Source organism: Shimia gijangensis, from assembly GCF_900142085.1.
In the GTDB taxonomy this organism is placed as follows: Bacteria; Pseudomonadota; Alphaproteobacteria; order Rhodobacterales; family Rhodobacteraceae; genus Shimia; species Shimia gijangensis.
Window position 1 is genome coordinate 1 of record NZ_FQZQ01000035.1, and the last position, 19,580, is coordinate 19,580.

A 19,580-nucleotide genomic window follows, 5' to 3' on the forward strand; every position below is an offset into this window, starting at 1 on the left:
ACGCAGCTCGGCCGGATAAGCGGGGGTATGTTTCTTCTTCGTCATAAGGCTCACCTTTGGAGTGTTTTACTCTCCGGTAAACCCGGGGCGGTTCAAACTGCCAAGGCGTGCGGCTTCGATCTCATCAATCTGTGTGTGTGGAACAAAACCAACGGTGGCATGGGCAGTCTCTATCGTTCCAAGCATGAGATGGTTTGCATTTTTAAGAAACCCGGCGCGGCACACATCAATAATGTGGAACTGGGCAAGCATGGCCGCAACCGTACCAATGTCTGGGACTATGCAGGCGTGAACAGCTTCGGCATTGGGCGCGATGCGGATTTGAAAGATCACCCCACGGTGAAGCCAACGCAGCTGGTGGCGGATGCCATCATGGATGTTACCCACCGCGGCGATGTGGTGCTGGACGCATTTGGTGGATCAGGAGCCACATTGCTCGCCGCGGAAAAGACCGGCCGCAAGGCCTGTCTGATCGAGTTGGATCCGCTTTACGTTGATGTTGCTATCCGCCGCTGGCAGGCAATGACCGGTGAGAAAGCCGTTCATGCTCAGACGGGCGAGGGCTTTGATGAGCGTGCAGCGCAAACAACACAAACCCCCGGTAAGGAGTTGGCCAATGTCTGATCAGAAAAAGGATTATAAGGTAGGCTACGGCAAGCCTCCTAAGAGCGGCCAGTTCAAGAAGGGCCAATCTGGCAATGCCAAGGGGCGCCCAAAAGGTGCAAAAGGTATCCTTGCCAGCCTGAAGCGTGAGCTGGAAGCCAAGATTACGGTCCGTGAGGGCACTCGCGAAGTTTGCATGTCCAAAGCGGAAGCGTTGGCCAAGCAGCTTGCAGCCAAAGGTCTCAAAGGCGAGATGCCAGCCATGATGGCCATTCTCAAACTTGATCCCGAGCTTTTTGGCGTCACGTCTGGCGACGCCGAGCCGGTGACAGCACCTGAAGAGCCGGAAGCCGTCGACTATAACATTCTGCGGGATTTTCTTGAGCGTGCACCCGCAAATGAAGAGCCTGTTCATGACGATGATGACGATGAGCACTTCAAGCATTGGGAGACGGAAGATGACGAGTCTTGATCCAAAAGTGATCCTGCAGGCGTCTCGTGAGGTCTGCAGGGAGAACTTCTTTCCGTTCGTGTGGAAGGTGTTTGACACTCTCCATCATGGGGCAAATGACAAGTTCGAGCCCGCCTGGCACGTGCGCGCAATGTGCTATGAGCTTGATGACGTGCGTGTGGGAGGGAACAAACGCCTGGTGATCAACATCCCGCCCCGGTGCCTGAAATCAGTAACGGTGGCTGTCGCGTATGTGGCCTTTCTGCTGGGGCATTATCCCTCGGCCAAGATCATTGTGGCGAGCTATGGTCTTGATCTGGCGCGCAAGCATTCTGAAGATTGCCGTCGGGTGATGTCTTCGCGCTGGTACCGGGAGATGTTTCCACAAACCCAATTGGCAAAGAAAGGCAACACGTCTGAAGAAATTCGGACAACAATGGGGGGCAGCCGGAAAGCTGTCTCTATCGGCAGTTCCGTAACTGGACATGGTGCTGATTACATCATCATCGACGATCTTCTGAAGGCGGGGGATGCCAGTTCTGAGGCTGAACTGATTCGCGCTCAAGAGTTTATCGAAGGCACGTTACTGTCGCGTTTTGACAACCCTGCTGAGGGGCGCGTCATCATGGTGGCACAGCGGTTGCACGAGATGGATCCGCCTGGGTATTTGCTCGACAAAGGTACATATAAGCACCTGAATTTGCCTGCGATTGCAGAAAGTAATGAAAACATTCCGATTGGGCAGGCTCGTTTGCATCGCCGACAGCCCGGGGATCTTCTCTTCGCGTCGCGCCTGGATCAAAACACCCTTGATCGCATGCGTCGTGAGATGGGTTCCGCGGTCTTCAACTGCCAGTATCAGCAAAACCCGATTGCGCCGGATGGTTCCCCTCTTCGGTGGGAATGGTTCAACACCTATGAGCGGGTTGAAGACCGCAACTGGTATCAGTTGGTCGTTCAAAGTTGGGATACGGGCACATCAGCGGATCCGAGATCTGACTTCTCGGTTTGCACGACTTGGGGTTTTAGAGAAAACGCCTGGCATCTTCTTGATGTTTGGCGTGGGCAGCTTGATTATCCGGATCTCAAGGCAAAGACACTGCAGCTGGTGCGCGAGTGGAATCCAGATCGGGTTTTGATTGAAGATGCGGCGACCGGCAGACCTCTTTTTGATGAGCTGTTCCGGGATGAGAGGCGTCGCTACGAACGTATCAGGCCTGACAAAGACAAGGAGACGCGCTTCCAGTCGGCTTGCGCTCCTGTTGAGGAGGGTAAAATCTATTTGCCGGCTGATGCGCCGTGGCTACCCACTTTCAAGCGCGAGCTTCAGTCCTTTCCTCGCGGACGCAACGATGATCAGGTGGACAGCTTTAGCCAATTCCTGAACTGGTCGAAGGGAAATGGCTTCAATCGCGCCCTGGGGCGTGAACATCCGATTAATGTCCAGCGACGGGAGCGGAGCAGGGAGAGGCTGCGGCGCTAGATAAGGTCGGGGCACACAGGATGGAGGGATACCCGGGGCGTGCTGGCTAAAGCGCTACACAGGCGGATGTCGGTGTTCGGATAGGTTCAAATCGGGAGCTCGATACCAACGATACTTACGTAGTCTTGTTCACGCCAATGGTTAAAGTCGTATCGGCCCGTCAAGTGTTCTCGTCAATTATTGGCTCTGGTGGCATGACGTCATCCGTGGGGTCATCTGCCAGTGGAATAATTGGATCATCTTGCTGATCCTCTGGCACACCGTCCATGTCGAGCAAATGTGGGTCCATCTGAATTTCCGGTGGACTGAAATTTTCGCTACCTGTGTCAAATACTCCTATCGCGTCCAAATAGGGCGACATATCGTGCACACCGGCCCCGTCGTCATTCGACGCAGCTTGGCCATCTGTAACGGCATCCAGATAAAGTGATATGTCCGCTGGTGCGCTTTCCGGAGCGCTGGCATCATGCAAAACTACTGCATCCGGCACGGGAGGAGGTGGCGGTGGCAAAACCGCCCCTTCGTCCGTTCCGTGAACTTCTATTTGCACATCGTGTGTTTCAGTCTCTCCATCCGCAGTGTGAACTGAAATTTGGAATGTTTCATGCTCAATGCTGCCAGAGTTCAAAGCCTGGGTTGCGGCATTCGTGTTGTCCAGATCGTAATTCCAGGCACCATGCTCATCTATTGAGAACGTGCCATAGGTGCCGATAACACTGGATTGCGCAGAAAAGACGGGTTTGTCACCCGCATCTGCATCGCTCGTTGTAACCTGTCCCGTGGCCGTGGAAAGCGCGGATGAATCCTCTGTCACAGATCCACTGAACGCGCCTGAGATCACTGGGGCATCTTCGTGACCAGACACGTTGACCGAGATTTGTTGATGAATAATCGCTCCGTCTGTAGATCTGGCAATGACCGTAAATGTTTCCGTTTCTACTTGGCCGCCACTAAGTTGCTGAGTTGCGGCACTTTGATTGTTCAAATGATAGGTCCAACGCCCGTCAGCGGCGATGTCAAATGTCCCGTATGTACCCACAGCGGCGGATTGCGCATCGAACGTCACGGTGTCGCCTTTGTCGACGTCAGTGCCGGTTAATTGGCCCGTCACACCTGGTGTGCCATCTTCAGTAGCCGTACCTACATGGTGGCCTCCGATTATTGCCACGTCGTTGCTGCCCATGACATCAACCGTGACTTCACGCAAAAATTGTTTACCTGTGCTGTCTGTCGCAACGATCGTTGCATGATCTTGCAACAGATCGCCTTGGCCAAGCTCCTGAATTGCGACGTCTTGATCATGCAGTGCGTAGTGCCAATTTCCTTTTCCATCGACGGTGAAATCACCATGCGACCCAGTTGAGTTTGGATCTATCCCCCAACTGTAAACGCCGGTTTGATCTTGGGTCCCGGTGCCACTGACGGGATCAAGATGTCCTCCTGTGCTGGACACGATGTCCTCGGTTACAGCGGCGCGCATTTCGCCCCGAAGAGTGAAATCTGTACCATCTGGCGCAATAGTGACGACCAATTGTTCTTTGGTCACATGCCCTTCTGCATCAGTTGCGACAACGTCAAATGTTTCATGTTGTGGCGTGCCTGCCGCTGCTCCGGCCAACAACGCGTCTTGAGCCGGTCCAGGATGGATGAGCTCATAACTCCAGTCCCCATTTGCTAAGACTTGTAGTCGTGCAGACGGGGTGTTGATCGATGCCGATGTACCCGGCGTCCAAGACTGACCATTTATCGTTACCGATACACTTTGCGAGTCTGCGTCCGTCACATCCAAATGTCCCGACGCGTGCAAGTTGGTAAACTGGCCAGGCCTTATGGCACGTTCTGCTTCCAAAGTACCGCTGATCACTGGGGCATCATCTGTTCCAGAGATTGCAACGCCCACGACGGCGGAATGCGTTTGGCCCGAGGCTTCGGTGATTGGTATCAGAAAATTGTCCTGTGAACTGGTGCCTGACAGAAGGGCCTGAACCGATTTTGCGCCATTATCCAATGTGTATGTATAGCGACCGTCCGCTTCCACGACCAGTGTTCCGAAATTCCCTTGGTAGGTTCCTGGGTGATCGACTGATCCGACTTGTTGACCTGCGAACAGCTGTCCCATTCCCGTAACAGTCGCGTCCTCTTTCAAATTCGCGGTGGCATGTAATGAAAGAGGGTCAGCCGCGACAACCAAATGGTGCTGTGCGGTCGCGGATTCGCCGCCCACGCCCGTCAAGGTTCCATTCAAAAGCAGGTTTTGATCTGCAAGCGCGCTTAGATCCGCACCGGGAATAGTAACCGTCCACTGTCCACCGTGAACCGTGCCAGTGTAATGTTTTCCTGCAATCTCAATGTCTACAAGACTGCCATCCAGAACATTGTGGGCTTCGCCCGAGATATCCAAGGGTTTACCATGATCGCCACTGTCAATTAGGTCATCACCACCAACGCTGTTGATCAAAAGAATTGGATCGTCGCGAACAATTGTGACCTTCTGTGTGATCTGGGTTTTACTTTCCAAGTCGTAGAAATTGAACGTGTAATCCATTGGCCACAAACGAATGGATGACATGTCAATCTGCCAATGCCCGGTTGCGTCAACGGTGGTTTGACCGCCGCGTCCCATAGAATAAATCGTGTGGCCCGGTGTCCCTTCTCCTGAGAACACCAATGTGTTGTCTTTGGTTATGAAATCCGTCCCGCTGAGCCCGGTATCCTGACTGATCGCAGTCAAGCTAAACGCAAGCCCAATATCCAAAGTGCCGGAAGCATCAGTTGTCGTGTGTCCATCGCTGACAGCAATCGTTATTGGCACATCTGCATGGGCTGCGCCTGCAACTGGCGTGAAGACCCAGTTGCCGCTGGGGTCTTTGGCGAAACTGCCAAGCTGAGGATCAACAGAAACCCCTGCAATGGACAAAGCTTCGCCCTCAATATCTGTGGCACCTGTCAATTTGACCAGCTCGGCGTCTGTGAATGATTGGGTATTGCCACCGATCGCTTCGCCCAGATCAATTGGAGTTGCCTGTGTTGCCGTGACGACCGGAGCATCATTGGTGCCCTGAAGGGTCACGTGGATTTCTTGCTGCGTTCCATCCGCAGATTTGACCATGAAGCTTTCATAAGCTTTTGCGCCATCCACCATGACGTCCGCTTTTGAGCTGGGCGAATAGGTCCAGTGCCCGTTCTGCTCGATCTGCAAATCTCCATAGCTGCCGCTTAGAGTTGCGGCGACAAAGTGGTCTTGGCCAACGCTATCAGTGATCGTCAGATCACCTGAAACGGCAGTGTCTTCGTCTGTTGTGGCGGCGCTGACACCTGCAATCGCTGCATCTGGTACGGGTTGTGTCGCGTCGAATATCACCGGTGCACTGGTCGTTGCGACGGCTTGTGCGCCATCAGGGCCTTGGGTTGTTACCATTAGTGAAGCACGGAAGTTTCCATGGAAAGACGCAGGCGGATTGGCCGTCAATCCACCAAGGTTCCATCCAGCGACATCAACATCAGGCGTACTTGCCGAAATGGTGACGACATGAGCGCTCGTCCCGTCTGATACAATTGTACCGACAGGTAATCCGGTTAACTGCGCATGCACAACATGGTCGTCAGAATCCGTCGGCGCCCCGAGATCCGCGGCAAGCTTGAGCGTTGCACCCGGGTTTGGTGGCGCAATAACTGTATCTACGGCAACAGTGGTATGAGTAAACGATCCATGGGTGTCGTAGTGATAGTTGCCCGTTTGATCAATAACCTGACCGTTGTGGATTTGGATAGAAGTTAAGAGGCTGGGTTGCCCATTCATTACTTGGGCCAACGGAGCCGTTGCCAGTTGCGCAGGCGAGACAACGGATGTCGCCATTGCCGCGTTAAACATTTTCCCGGCAAACGCGTCGTTAGCGCTGAAACCGCCACGCATACTGTCTTGATCTCCGCCAAATGCCAAAGCTCCACCATCAGGCATCGTTTGACCTTGAGCAACATTGTCCATGTGTTTTACCACTTGGCCGTCGATCAGAACATCTAGGGTCCCTTTTGGCCCGTCCCATAAGAAGCTGTATCTGTGATCTTTGCCGTCATTCAGAATTGCGACTTGCGTGTCGTAGTTATGCCCGGCGATCCGAACCACCATGTCATCAGGCTTATAGACGTACATTTGATCTGTAGTCGGTGATGTTTCATAGCTCACCAATGTCGCACCATGTACGCCGGCCGAGGCGACTTGTTGCCCTCCAAGAACGGTCATTTCTAAAGCCATGGATGAGATCGGACCACCGTTGTGCACAGCCTCGCGCGTGAAGATCGCGCTAGCCGATCCACTGGCAAACTCCATTACCTGTTGTTCGGCTGAAATCGTTAATCCGGGGGTTGCAGCATCGGTCACCGAAGTCAAATCTAGAACAGCGGCCCCTTGTTGGGACGTGGTGCCATCCGTCACCGTTACATCAACCGGGATGTTGTCAGATTTTTGGTCAGGTGCGGGCGTGAAGACCCAGTCACCATTTGGTTGATGTGTAAATGCACCATATTGCGCATCAACTGAAATCGCTGACACATGCAACGTATCGCCTTCCACATCGGTGGCACCCAACAACCCGATCAACTCGGCCTCGGTGAATGTTCTTGGCGTATCTTCTGCAGTGGCACCTAGGTCGGTAATCTGATGCGCAATTGTCGGCCCGTCATTCGTGCCATTGATTGCCACAGTGATGGTTTGCTGGACAGTTTCGCCACTGTTGGTGGTCACATCAACTGTAAAGGTTTCCTGCAAGTGTTGGCCAACGCCGAGGGCGTTCACTAGCGGATTTGCGTCATTCAGATGATAGGCCCAGTGACCAGATGCATCCATGTCAAAGGTGCCGTATGACCCTGCCGTGGCGCTTTGGGCGGTGAACACAGGATTGTCTGTGGCATCCACGTCGGTAACTGTCAGATCGCCGGAAACCAGCCCAGATGCAGAACCTTCGTCGATCGTTCCAAGGGCCAACAGAGCAGGCGTTTCGGTAACTTGGGCGCCTGTTATTTGGAAAGATTGCGTGGGCGAGGTGTGTCCGCCAATAACGGTGTGTAAGTTATGTGCGCCGTTCTGCAACTGCGCCATCCCAACAGCCCAATCACCGTTGGCATCGGCAGTCACAGTGCCAAGCAATGTCGATCCGGAATACAGTGCAACCGATTGGCCAGCAGTTGCATGACCTGAAACCAGGCTGTTACCCGTTCGGACATTCACGCCTGCATATGGGGTGAAATAGATGTAATCCTTTTCGACCCCTCCGGGGCCTCCGTCGCAGACTTTTTGTATCCTTGCGATAGTGCCGTCAGAAAATTGAACCAATCCTCCGTCCCAGCTGTTTCGGACGCTGGGATCAACCGCATGAAAATCGCCTGAGGGCACGTGCTGAGTGAACCATCCACGCGTGTCCATATAGCTGTATCCCGAAACTCCGCTTTGGGTATACGCCCCGGTCACTGTCGGCGTGCTGCCTGCAGGCACACCGGCCAGCACATTCACATCACTGCCGGGCGCATAAAGACCCACAACATGAACGCCAATCGATGCACCTGACTGATGCGTGCTAAATGCCGACAAATCCGTGGTGGCCGTTGCGGACGTCACCTGTGCGACACTGTCGATGGTCGGTGCGACTTGGGTTGTCGGCACATGAACAACCGGCAAGTCATGCGTGCCTGCGATCGAAACGCTCAATTCTTGGATGGTTCCATCCCGCGCGGTCACGGTGACCTTGTCAGTCAGGTGTTCACCTTCGGCCAATGCCTGAATCGCAGCGTTGTGGGGATCCAAAGTGTAGATCCAGCGCCCATCATTGCGCAAATCAACAGATCCGTATTGGCCCGTCAAAACATGGTCGCCAAAGTCGCCTGAATTTGCAGCAGCCCCTCCCGAGGTCGTCAACTGCCCTAGGAAAGTAAGATCCGTGTCCTCTTTGACCGTGCCCAAGGTGGCGCCACCAATTGTGACATGGTCGTCCAAACCATCAATCCGGACACTCAGCGTGGTTGTGGTTCCATCCGCCGTGGTGACAGTCAGTGTGTCTGTTAGATGGTCGCCACTGTCGAGATCTTGGATTGCTCTTAAACTATTGTCAGCCGTGTAAACCCAAACCCCGTTGGTCTGTACAACGAAGGTTCCATACGTGGCGGCGACGTTGCTCTGTGCCACAAAAACCGCCTCGCCAGTGTCTACATCGGCGACGGTAAGCTTTCCACCCGTTTGCAGGGTGTTGCCCGCATTAATACTGGTGTCTTCCACCACGGTCGCAGTTTTTACGCCGCCAATTTGGGCGACATCATTAGTGCCCCGGACCTCGATATCAATGTCGTGCGCTGTGCCGTCGATGGAATAGACACGGTAAATTGCGTGTGCAACTTGCCCGGCAGCCAATTGTTGAAGCTGATGATTGTCATTATCGACGTAATAGCGCCAACCTCCACTGTCATCGAGACGCAAATTGCCCCGAAACGGGTCAGAAACAACCTGCTCACCAAATTGGCTATATCGAAATCTCTCCTCGCCGGCGTCAGGATCAGATATAGCTAACTGGCCGGTTGTCGTCAGACGATGGGTTTGCCCATAGCTATAGGTCCTAACGTGTTCATCCTCTTTGACAAATCCGGTGCTGTAATCTGTGATTACAGCGGCATCGCCAACGGCTGCCAATGTCAAGGACGCGGTCTGGGCAACCGTACCGCCCTGACCATCTGTCACGGTGTAGCTCAAGCTGACTGGTCCGTTGTAGTTTGCATCCGGTGTGAAAGTGAAGCCAGACGCGGCATCCCCCGAGATCGCACCATGGCTGGCCGCCAAGCTGGTCACCGAGAGCTGATCGCCGTCCACATCCGTGGCGTTTGCTAAAAGCTGTGCCGCCGTGATCTGGACCGCATGGTCCTCGGTTCCACTGGGAAGGGTAAGGGGACCACTAACAGTCGGTCCATCATTTGTTCCAGTGACGGTGATCACAAGGTCCTCAGTGTCAGTGGCGCCTTGTTTGTCCGTTACGGTGATTGGGATAGTTACATGTTCGGTCTGACCCACTGCCAGATGCTCATAGGTTGGGTCAGTTGGATCAAATGTCCAGGACCCGTCAACATTCAGCACAAACCCCGCAGGCGCCGCTTGGCCTAGCGAGTATTGCCGCGTGTAGTAGCTGCCATCGACATCCGTCGCCGTCATTTGCCCCGTAACAGAGTTGCCATTCTCGATCGCCGAAGCTGTCGCGGAAGCCAATACCGGCGCATCGTTCACGCCAAGTAACTGAACGGTCAGACGTCCAGTGTTGCTTAACCCATCCGAATCTGTGACCGTAATTGGTATGGAAATATTTTTGTGGTCACCGTCGTTAAGGTATCGGTATGCGGGGTTTGCCGGATCAAATGTATAACTGCCGTCGCTATTCAGATTGAAGCCTGCAACGGGCGTGCCGCTGGTGTAGATCAAAGATGCCGTGTCGTCGTGGTCCAAATCGCCGGCAGAAATTTGGCCTTTGATAACATTTCGACCTTCAAACTCGGTTTCGAGGTTACGGTAAACGACCGGGGCATCGTTTGTTCCCGCCACGGTGAATTCAACCGAATGGGTTGTCCCATCGACACTGTGAATAACAAAGCTGTCTTTAGCTTCTTCTCCGTTCTTGAGGTGATCAACAATCGAGTTTTTCAGATGGTAAATGTATTGCCCATCTGGATTGACTTGCAGGCGTCCACCAAGTGAACCGGAATATAGCCCAAGCCCACCAAATGTTGGTGTGGGAAACTGTGACTGGGCAGGGCCGTCTGGGTCAACCACATGGAATTGGCCATACGCACTCAGATCACCAGGATCGCCGGAGCCTGAGCCAACGCCGACATCCTCTTTTAGTGATGCACCAACGCCCGTAATCACGGCCGCATCTGGGGTCGCACCAAGCGTGAGGTTAGCATTTTGTGCAACGGTTCCGCCCTGACTATCTGTCACCTGATAGGTAAGCACGACCGGACCATTGTAATTCGGGTCTGGAGTAAAAGTGAATCCCGTTGCTACATCCCCGGTTATAGCGCCATGATCCGCGCTCAGACCTGCCACCGAGAGTCGATCTCCAGTGTCCACATCCGTGGCATGCTCTAAAAGCTGCGTCGCTGTGATCTGCACTGCATGGTCTTCGGTTCCGCCCGGAAGCGTAACAGGCCCGCTCACGACAGGGCCGTCATTGCTGCCAGTCACCGTGATGACGAGGTTCTCGATGTCAGTCGCGCCCGTGCTATCGGTCACTGTGACTGGGATGGTGACCTGTTGTGTCGTACCTGCCGCCAGATGTTGATAAGCGGTGTCGGTGGGATCGAAGTTCCAGCTACCGTTGCCCTGCATCGTGAAGCCTGCCGGTGCCGATTGGCCCAGTGAATAAGCTTGGTTGTCGCCCGTATCTACATCCGTCGCCGACATTTGCCCCGAAACAGCGCTACCGCCCTCGGTCGCCGAAGCAGTCGCAGCACTCAAAACAGGCGCGTCATTCGTGCCACGGATTTCGATTTCTATGTCATGCGCCGTGCCATCGATGGAGTGGACACGGTAGATTGCGTGTTCGATTTGGCCCGCGGCCAATTGCTGAAGACGTGGGTTCTCGTTGTTAACTGTATACAACCAGCTTCCAGTTGCAGAGATGCGCAAATGGCCCCCGAATGGGTCGGATACTGCTGGCTCGCCAAACTGGCTGTACCGAAACCGATCCTCTCCAGAGTCAGGATCGACGATGCTCAACATCCCCGTGGCCGTCAAATCGTGTGTTTGATGGCCAGCCCCCCCGTAGGTCGTGATGTGCTCATCCTCTTTTACAAAGCCCGTTATGGCATCCGTGATCACCGCCGAATCCGGGGTGGCCCCCAGCGTCATCGAGGCTGTCTGTGCAGCGGTCACGCCTTGGCCGTCCGTCACTTGGTAGCTCAGTTGGACCGGGCCGTTGTAATCCGGGTCCGGCGTGAAGGTAAAGCCGTTCGCCGCGTCGCCTGTGATTGTGCCATGGCTGGCTCTCAGACCCGTCACCGAGAGGGTGTCGCCAGTGTCAACATCCGTGGCGTGGGCTAGAAGTTGAGCAGACGTGATGTGAACAGATTTGTCTTCGAAGCCGCCGGGAAGAGAGACCGGACCGCTCACCACAGGACCGTCGTTGGATCCGGCCACGGTGATCACCAGATTTCCTGTATCTGTCGCGCCAGCATTGTCGGCCACGGTCACGGGAACAGTGACTTTCTGTGTCTCACCTGCCGCCAGATGCTGATAGGCGGCATCGGTTGGATCAAAAGACCAAGAACCGTCGTTGTGCAATGAAAAGCCTGCAGGCGCGGTTTGGCTCAGCGAGTAAGTTTGCGCGTCACCCGTATCCACGTCGGTTGATGTCATCTGGCCTGATACAACGCGTCCGTCTTCGACAGCAGACGACGATGCGCCCGCGATGACCGGCGCGTCATTGGTGCCTTGGATTGTCACAGTAATTTGCTGTGTGGTGCCATCAATCGTTGAAACCGTCAGGGTGTCAGTGAGGGGGCCGCCACCACCTGTTAGTGCCTGAACCGCCGCTTGGTTGTTGTTAAGAACATAGGACCACGTACCGTCAGGCTGAACAGAAAATGTTCCATGCGAACCGGGCGCAGATGTTTGCGGCACAAATGACGCTTGCCCCGCGTCAGGGTCCATCACGTTCAGTTTTCCGGTGGTGCGTTGCTGGACGTCTTCGGTTGTGACGCCAACATGGGTGCCAGAGATTACGGCTTTGTCGTCAGATCCGTTGATTGTGACCGAGATACTATGGGGCGTTCCATCTGCGCTGTGAACAACTAGTGAATCAACCAAATGATCGCTAGATCTTAGTCCCTGAACATTCGGCAATGCATTGTCTAATTCATAGGTCCAACGGCCAGTTGCGTCGACTGTGAACTGACCTCCATTGGCGCCAGTCAGCGTCTGAGCCTGGAAATGGTCTTGCCCTGCGTCCAGATCGGAAATCGCCAATTGTCCGCCAGCAGCTAAATGACCGGCGACAACATTTTGGTCCTCAGTCACTTGCGAAACCGAAGGGCCTTTGATGATTGCAGCGTCGTTGGTCCCAACGATCGTAATCGTCAGGTTTTTGCCATTGCTCAGACCATGGATGTCCCGCACGGTAACGGGAATAATCAAGTCTTGCGTCTGTCCGGCTGCCAAATAATCATAGGTTCCGGTCGGCGGTGTAAATGACCATGAACCGTCTGCGTGCAAGTCAAATCCGGGGGGAATGTAGCCTGCTGAATACGTCAACCTGTCGCCGGTATCCGTGTCCGTGGCAGTTAAAGTGCCGGAAACGGCAGGGCCATCCTCTTTGACCGATGCCGTTGCCGCGCTCAGTATTGGTTTGTCGTCGGTTCCAGACACCGAAAGGGTCAATGATTGCTGATCTTGCGCGCCGAAAGGATCTGTAACAGTGACCTGCACGGTATAGGTGACCGTTTCTCCATGCCGTAAATGCTGATAGGCCGCATCTGTGGGATCGAGCGACCAGCTGCCATCTGGCTGCATGGCAAATCCAGCGGGCAGTGCGCCGCTGGTGGTGAACCGCGCACTGTCGCCGCCATCCACGTCTGTTGACACCATCTGCCCCGAGACAATCGCGCCGTCCTCGGTTGCTGACGCCGACGCCGCCGTCAAATGCGGGCCGTCGTTGCTACCGCTGACCAAAATATGAATATCGTGCGTGCTGCCGTCGACTGTTGCGACCGTGAAAACCTGATTGGCCTGTTGTCCTTGACCAAGGCCTTGAACCGCCGGGTTGCTGTTGTCCAGATGGAACGACCAGTGGCCAGATTTGTCGATGACCAGCTGGCCAAATGACGTGGACAAAGTTGAGGGGACAAATTCGGCCTCACCAATATCTGGATCAACGACATTGAGAATTCCGCTCACATTTGAGATGCGGTCTTCCACAGTATGACCCAAGTCGGTCCCACTGATTTGTGCGGGATCTGGCAAGGGCGCGATGCTAAATGGCAGTCCGGCATGGGTCACTTGGCCATCAACCTGTCTTGCGGCGATGTCCAACATCCCGTTCCCAGACCAATTCGTGCCGGGAACAAGGGCAAGCGTATTGATGTTAGTCCCTGCGGGCAGCAGCCAAGATCCATCTGGGTTGGCGTGCCCCAAAGACAACACTGCCCCGGGTGGTAATCCGGCTATGGTTATATCCATACTGCCAGAATGATGATCGCCGTCCACGGCCGTTAAATGCAACGCCAATGGATGATCTTCTTTGCCTCGCGCCATAAGCGCCGCGACAGAGGGCGCATTTGGGTGATTTGCCACAGCCATATGGCCAGACACAGCGCCAACTTGTACTGGCACAGATAGCCCAACAGCGCCTGAAGATTGAAGTGGCATCTGGTATCCGGGCTGACTGCCATTCGCAGACAAGTCGACAGCATGGAACGGAACGACACTTGATATTTGCGCCAATTGAGGGGCAGAACTCCCTGACGCAGTGCCGGATTGCAAATCAACCCCCAACCCGCGGGCCAACGCATCTTCAGAGACCGCAAAATGTCGATTTCCAGCGGACGCATCAAGTGCTGGTACGGTATCAGGAGATCGCCCTGCAGCTTCAGTGGTTTGTGGCGCAAACGACGAATCGTCGCTGATAACCCAGCCAAAGATTTCCTCGGACAGCCCATTGGCTTCATTGGAAACTATCTTTTTCTTTGCCAGTGGGTCTTCTCTTTTATCAGTCATAAAAGTCTTTTCCTTATCAGCGCTCACTTAAGGCAAGATCTAGGTTTGTGTAGATAGGTTTCCAAATATACTGGAACACGGTTTTGGACCCCGTGATAATATCGGCCTCGCCCGTCATGCCGGGCAGAACCATCAGGCCATCGCTTTCGTCGCGAAAATAGGTCTTGGCGAGTGCCACTTCAATTTCGTAGTAGGCGGTCCCGCGTTGATCGACCAAAGTCGTTGGAGAGACTTCTTCGATTTTGCCATCCAGTGCGCCGTAACGACCAAAGTTGAAACTGTCGATTTTCAACCGAACAGGTTGACCGACTTCAACAAAGGCAACATCCAAAGGCGCGATACGCCCGGTGAAACGGACACCTCCGTCAATCGGAACAATCGTCGCGACCAACCCACCGGGGTCTACAACATCACCTGTGGTTTCGTCAGGCAAAGTCTGAATAAGCCCGCTGGCAGGTGCCCGAATTTCAGTTTGCGCCATCCGACTTTCAAGGTTCTCGATGCGCGCGCTTAATGCGCGCAATTCTGAAATTGCTTCAACAATTCGAGTGCGCGATTTCGCGATTTCTTCAAGCAATATCCGGTCACCTGATGCTTCGAGCTCTGTTATCTCTGCACCGATGATGGCCTCTCGGCCTCCTAGTTTTGCAAGGTCAAAGCGGTATTGTGATTCCCGTTCTTGCAGCGCGACTAACAAAGCTTTGACAGCCAGTTTGCGCGTCACCAGATCCTCTTGGACGTTGCGTTCGCTTTCAACCGCGGCGATTTGGTTAAGCAATTCTGGACGTTGCGCTTTGATCGCTTCCAGTTCGGCGTTTTTCTCACTTATCTGCAAGGCTACGACGCTGCGCTGAGAGGCGACAAATGCTTTTTGGGCTTCAAGCGATGCGTCTTCTTTGGCGATCAGTTCGGGGAACTCGTTCATGTGCGCGGAAAAGTCGGGTTTTCGGTCTTCGACATAGGCCGTAAGGCGTTCAACCTCGAGTTCCAGCCCAGCATTTTTTGCCCGAGCTTCACCAAAAGCAGCCGTCGTTTCGATCGGGTCGAATGTCACAAGAAGATCGTCTTTTTCGACTGCTTGGCCTAGTTTAACGTGCACTTGCTCGATCTGTCCTCCGTGCAGGCTTTCGACGCGTCGGACTTGTGAAATGGGTTCAAGGGCGCCACGGGATTTCGCGACCTCATCTATGGGGGTTACAACGGACCAGATTACGACGGCAATCAAACCAACCAGCATAATTAATGCCGCGCGCTGCACCCATGCAAAGGCTGGACCATCATGAATGACGAACTGTTCTTGCGGTTGCTCATGTTTCATGTGGATTCCTTTAGGGTTTCTTCGGCAGTGTCGCTGGCGTCCGGTTTCTTGACTGGGCCGAAATAGGCCAAACTGCCGCGATCAAGGACAATGGCGAAATCGGCGTGTTCGGCTAAATTGGTATCATGGCTTGCGACAAATATTGTCGCGGCCCCTTTTCGATCCGCAATAAAGCGGGTCAATATATCGTGGCTACCAGTCACGTCATCCTCTCCCGGATTGTCCAAGAAGAATGCAGTCGAGGTTTCTGACAGTTGGTCTGTAAAACCCGCAGTTCCAGCCGGGACAAAGGTAATTTTGGAACTGTAATCGTCGATGTCATACTGATCGAATGCCCGACCGTTGGCCAAAAAGCTGCCAGATTGGGTCGCGACAACACCGGCAAGCAGGCGCAAAAGCGTTGTTTTGCCCGACCCATTTGGTCCCAATATGACAACGGTTGATCCCGCAGGCACGTCAAATGACAATCCACTGACGGCTGGCGTGGCGGAAGAGGGATAGCGATAATACAGCCCCTGTCCCGAAAGTGCGGGCGCTGTGTTTGGAAAAGCTTCTTGCGTGTGGACGTTCCCGGAAATGGTTGGCCTGCTGAGCGATAGCTTGAGCTGATCCCAGCTGCCGCGTAACGTTTTGAGGCGCGGAATGGCAAGAAAGAAGGCCTGCGCAGGTCCTGTAACCCGCCACGTCAGCAGCATGATAGCCATCAAAGCCCCCGCAGAAAACGTTCCTGCCAGAACCCGTTCCAAACCGATAACCAATGTGGCCAACGCTGTGCCAGTGCCAAGTACATATCCCAAAGCCTGCACTGCGCCGTTGCGCTTTTGGGATTGGAACACATCGCGCGACACAGACCGTGTCACCCGATCAAAACGGCGTATCCAAGCTGTTCCAAGACCGCTTTGGCGAATGGGGCCCGCGTTGGTCGCCAACTCTTCTAGGCGCACTTGTCTTTCAGCCGCGTGTTTGGCAGCCTCGGGGTCTGTGCTGGAATGGTTCTGCGCAATGAAAAGCCCAAGAACAAGGAACATAACCAGATACAGCAGTGGGACGACAACCATGCCCCCTCCGACGATGCCGATGGCTAACAGGGTCAGCGCAACAAAAGGGGCGTCGTAAATGGCCGCCACGTTGTTGCTTGAAAACAGATCTGCTGCGCGTTCACCACGCCGCAAACTACCCAATGCTCGGTCAGGCGTAAGCCCAATACGTTGCGCATAAGGTTGGCGAAACACTTTGCGGGCAAGCGCCAAGGAAATGCTTGCCGATAATCTGGCATGTTCATTGGTAATTAGACGCGCCCGTGCGCGACGCAAAGCATACATCAGTGCCAATACGATCAAAGCACCGGACAGCAATGCCCACAAAGCCCCCCGCGCTCCGCCGCCTAAAACGCGATCATAAACGGCCATTGTGAAAAATGGCACAGAAAGCGCGCACAGGTTGATGACCATCGACAGCCAAATCACATGGCGGAACATTTTGCGGGCACGAGTCGCGAACAATTCGAATGTAAGCGACGAAGCACCGGCTTCAGGCACCATTCTGAGCATCACAAAATCGCGGGCTGCAAGAATGTCGGCTTCGGTTATGGCGCTGCCTTCGGGCAAGATTTGAATGTCACCCTCATGGCGCACAATGGCCGCCCAAGATCCGTCAATTTTGGCCAGAACTGCACCGTCCAAGGCATCGCGCCAAGATACAGGTGGGCCGCTTAGCGGGGCGGCCCATATGCCAAGTGTATTGCAAGCGGCCGCCACTGCATCCACGTCGGCTAGGTCCGTCAGACCGGCGAAGGCATCTTGCACCACCATCGGCGACCTGCGGCCACCCATGGCAATTGCCACGGAATGCACAAACGCAGCAATCGCGGGGCCAGAGTTTAGATCAGTGTCCAAAGGATCATTTGTCATTGCACCTGCTCCCCACTTTGGGTCTGCGTTCCCGGCCCGTCTGATGACTTTGTTGCAGCGGCCGCCGCAACACTTGGATCAGTGGATACAACGACAACAGCCATTTTCTGCGACAACTCCACAAGGGCGGCGATCAGACGTTCCTTTCCGTCGGCGTCCAATCCTGCGGTCGGATTGTCTAAAAGCAAGAGATCAGGTTCGCCAACCAAGGCTTGCACGAATGCCGCGCGTTTTTCAGCACCCTGAGACAATGGACCCGCAGGACCACCAGCCAGATCTGTGTGATAGCCTTGCGACAAACGCCCGACCATCGCGTCCAAGCCCAGTTTTTTAGACCATCCCAACGCGGCTTCTTCGTTAGAACGCGCAAACCTAGATAGGTTTTCCAGCAAGGTGCCAAACAAAAAACTGGGCAATGCAGGTACGAATATCACTGTTTCGCCCGCAGTGTGGGCCGCGAACTCAGCCAAGTTTTGCGCCGCCTCGGAGCGGCCATTCGGACCGTCAGGGTCAAGCAAAACAAAATCTCCGACCTTCACGTTCAGGATTTGGCCGCGCACGACTATGTCCCACCCTGTCGCAGCCTCACTTTGCTGGGGTGGGTTTGTTTCAGAAGCAACAGTTACAGCCGCAAGACGTTTGCCCGCCACTTGCGACGGCTGGTTGCGAACAATCGCCGCCACGACTCCAATTGTTTGCGCAGCCCCGCGTGACCCCAATAGGGTGCAAGCAGCCAGTCCACCTGTCGTCATATCGCCGGCCAAAACAAAGGAGGCGCCGACTCCGACAATGCCCACCGTTGTCAACAATCCTGCGGACTGCATGAGGTCCATCTGTTGCACGCTCGAGTGGTCGATACGGCGCGCAAAGGCCGCATGCATACGTCGCAATCCGGCGAAAACGTTCAACCCAATTCCGGAACGCTGAAGGGGAATGCCGGTTTCGCCGTGCGACAGCATACTTCCGGCATGCATGGCCAGCGCAGCTTCGTTATCAATAGACTTTGACACAGCGGTTCGAAATCCCGACAAACCGCCCAACATCACAATTGAGACCAACGCAATAACAACAAGCGGCGCCAAGACAATCGGCCCGCCCAGAAACCACACAAGCGTAAGGAAAACGGCGGCAAACGGTGCATCGTAAAATGCTACAAGCGATTGACCGACATGCAAATCACGCGCTTTGGACATTGATGCAACTGCGGCGCGGCTTGTTCTCTGTGACGGCTGAGACGCAAGAATGGCACGCGCCACATTCATTGACGTAACGTGATCCAGTTCGGCGGATTTTTTGGCGAACACGGTTGAGCGAACATATCTAAACAGCCCCGCCAAAGCCAAAGCGACACACACGCCACCAAAGATTACGATCGCTGATCCTGACGACTGATTAGGTAGAATGCGGTCATAAACCTGTAACAAAGCCAGCGGCAAAGCCAACGCCAGCACATTGACACCCACTGAGAGAACGGAAAGCCACACAAATTGCATAGTAAGATGTTTTCCCAATATTTTGGAGCAAAGAGGTGCTCAATCGATTAGAAGTAGATTTTTTTGGGCTTGGGTCAAATAGAATTTGGTTTCTTATACAAAGTGCAAGCGAGGTTTCAGGCAAATTCATAGTCAAAGCGAACTTTGGGGCGTCGCACATGATATGGTGCCAGATCAGGTTTCTAGAACCTAAACGTGAGACGTTTTCCACGCGTTGATCTTATTTCCAGTACAAATCCACCACAAATTGTTATTTTCGTCGATACTTTCTTACGGATCCATGTCCGTCTTAATTTGTGCAACGTCGACACTGTCTTGTTTGATTCCAAAATCTCGCAAATTAACATCCCGTTGAGGGAAGGGGATCTCGATACCCGCTTTTGACAGGTTTACGTAGATTCGAAGCAAAAGGTCAGATTGCGTCGACAGCATGGTGTCGACATCGCGCAGGTAACACCGCAGCTCGAAATCCAGAGAGCTGTCACCCAACCCGCGAAACAGGACACTGGGCGCGGGATGTTGTACCAAACTGCCCTCATCAGCCGCTGCCGTTTCAAGAATTTCTTTGGTTTTCTCGAGATC

At 54.1% G+C, this 19,580-nt stretch carries 7 protein-coding genes and 1 pseudogene; 3 read left to right on the forward strand and 5 right to left on the reverse strand.

The features are described from left to right. The 3 genes from BUC32_RS18845 to terL all read left to right on the forward strand — a co-directional run. A partial coding sequence (locus tag BUC32_RS18845) for a DNA-methyltransferase (RefSeq protein ID WP_139280796.1) occupies positions 1-624 on the forward strand: 624 nt, incomplete at its 5' end. Next, positions 617-1,075 (forward strand): DUF5681 domain-containing protein, encoded by a 459-nt coding sequence (locus tag BUC32_RS18850; protein WP_073256846.1) that lies wholly within the window; start codon positions 617-619, stop codon positions 1,073-1,075. The genes BUC32_RS18845 and BUC32_RS18850, both read left to right, overlap by 8 nt. Beyond that, on the forward strand, positions 1,062-2,537 hold the full coding sequence (gene terL / locus BUC32_RS18855) for a phage terminase large subunit (RefSeq protein ID WP_175556973.1): 1,476 nt from the start codon (positions 1,062-1,064) through the stop codon (positions 2,535-2,537). Before BUC32_RS18850 ends, terL begins: the two co-directional genes overlap by 14 nt. Before the next feature lie 160 nt (positions 2,538-2,697). On the opposite strand, the gene BUC32_RS20505 is transcribed toward terL, so the two are convergent. The 5 genes and pseudogenes from BUC32_RS20505 to BUC32_RS18880 form a co-directional block, all read right to left on the reverse strand. Beyond that, on the reverse strand, positions 2,698-14,277 hold the full coding sequence (locus BUC32_RS20505; protein WP_139280797.1) for a VCBS domain-containing protein: 11,580 nt from the start codon (positions 14,275-14,277) through the stop codon (positions 2,698-2,700). Between the two features lie 16 nt (positions 14,278-14,293). After that, entirely contained in the window at positions 14,294-15,595 is a 1,302-nt protein-coding gene (locus BUC32_RS18865; protein WP_073256852.1) for an HlyD family type I secretion periplasmic adaptor subunit, read from the reverse strand. Next, positions 15,592-17,505, reverse strand: a complete 1,914-nt coding sequence (locus BUC32_RS18870; RefSeq protein WP_073256855.1) for an ATP-binding cassette domain-containing protein — start codon at positions 17,503-17,505, stop codon at positions 15,592-15,594. Before BUC32_RS18870 ends, BUC32_RS18865 begins: the two co-directional genes overlap by 4 nt. After that, a complete protein-coding gene (locus BUC32_RS18875; RefSeq protein WP_073256856.1) occupies positions 17,502-18,998 on the reverse strand; it encodes an ATP-binding cassette domain-containing protein in 1,497 nt (498 codons plus the stop codon). Before BUC32_RS18875 ends, BUC32_RS18870 begins: the two co-directional genes overlap by 4 nt. Positions 18,999-19,268: 270 nt before the next feature. Beyond that, a pseudogene (locus BUC32_RS18880) lies at positions 19,269-19,580 on the reverse strand (mechanosensitive ion channel domain-containing protein); the annotation flags it as partial.

Coding starts and splice junctions, on each gene's coding strand:
- BUC32_RS18850 (WP_073256846.1), top strand. CDS start 617: ATGTCTGATCAGAAAAAGGATTATAAGGTAGGCTACGGCAAGCCTCCT.
- BUC32_RS18870 (WP_073256855.1), bottom strand. CDS start 17,505: ATGACAAATGATCCTTTGGACACTGATCTAAACTCTGGCCCCGCGATT.
- terL (WP_175556973.1), top strand. CDS start 1,062: ATGACGAGTCTTGATCCAAAAGTGATCCTGCAGGCGTCTCGTGAGGTC.
- BUC32_RS18875 (WP_073256856.1), bottom strand. CDS start 18,998: ATGCAATTTGTGTGGCTTTCCGTTCTCTCAGTGGGTGTCAATGTGCTG.
- BUC32_RS18865 (WP_073256852.1), bottom strand. CDS start 15,595: ATGAAACATGAGCAACCGCAAGAACAGTTCGTCATTCATGATGGTCCA.
- BUC32_RS20505 (WP_139280797.1), bottom strand. CDS start 14,277: ATGACTGATAAAAGAGAAGACCCACTGGCAAAGAAAAAGATAGTTTCC.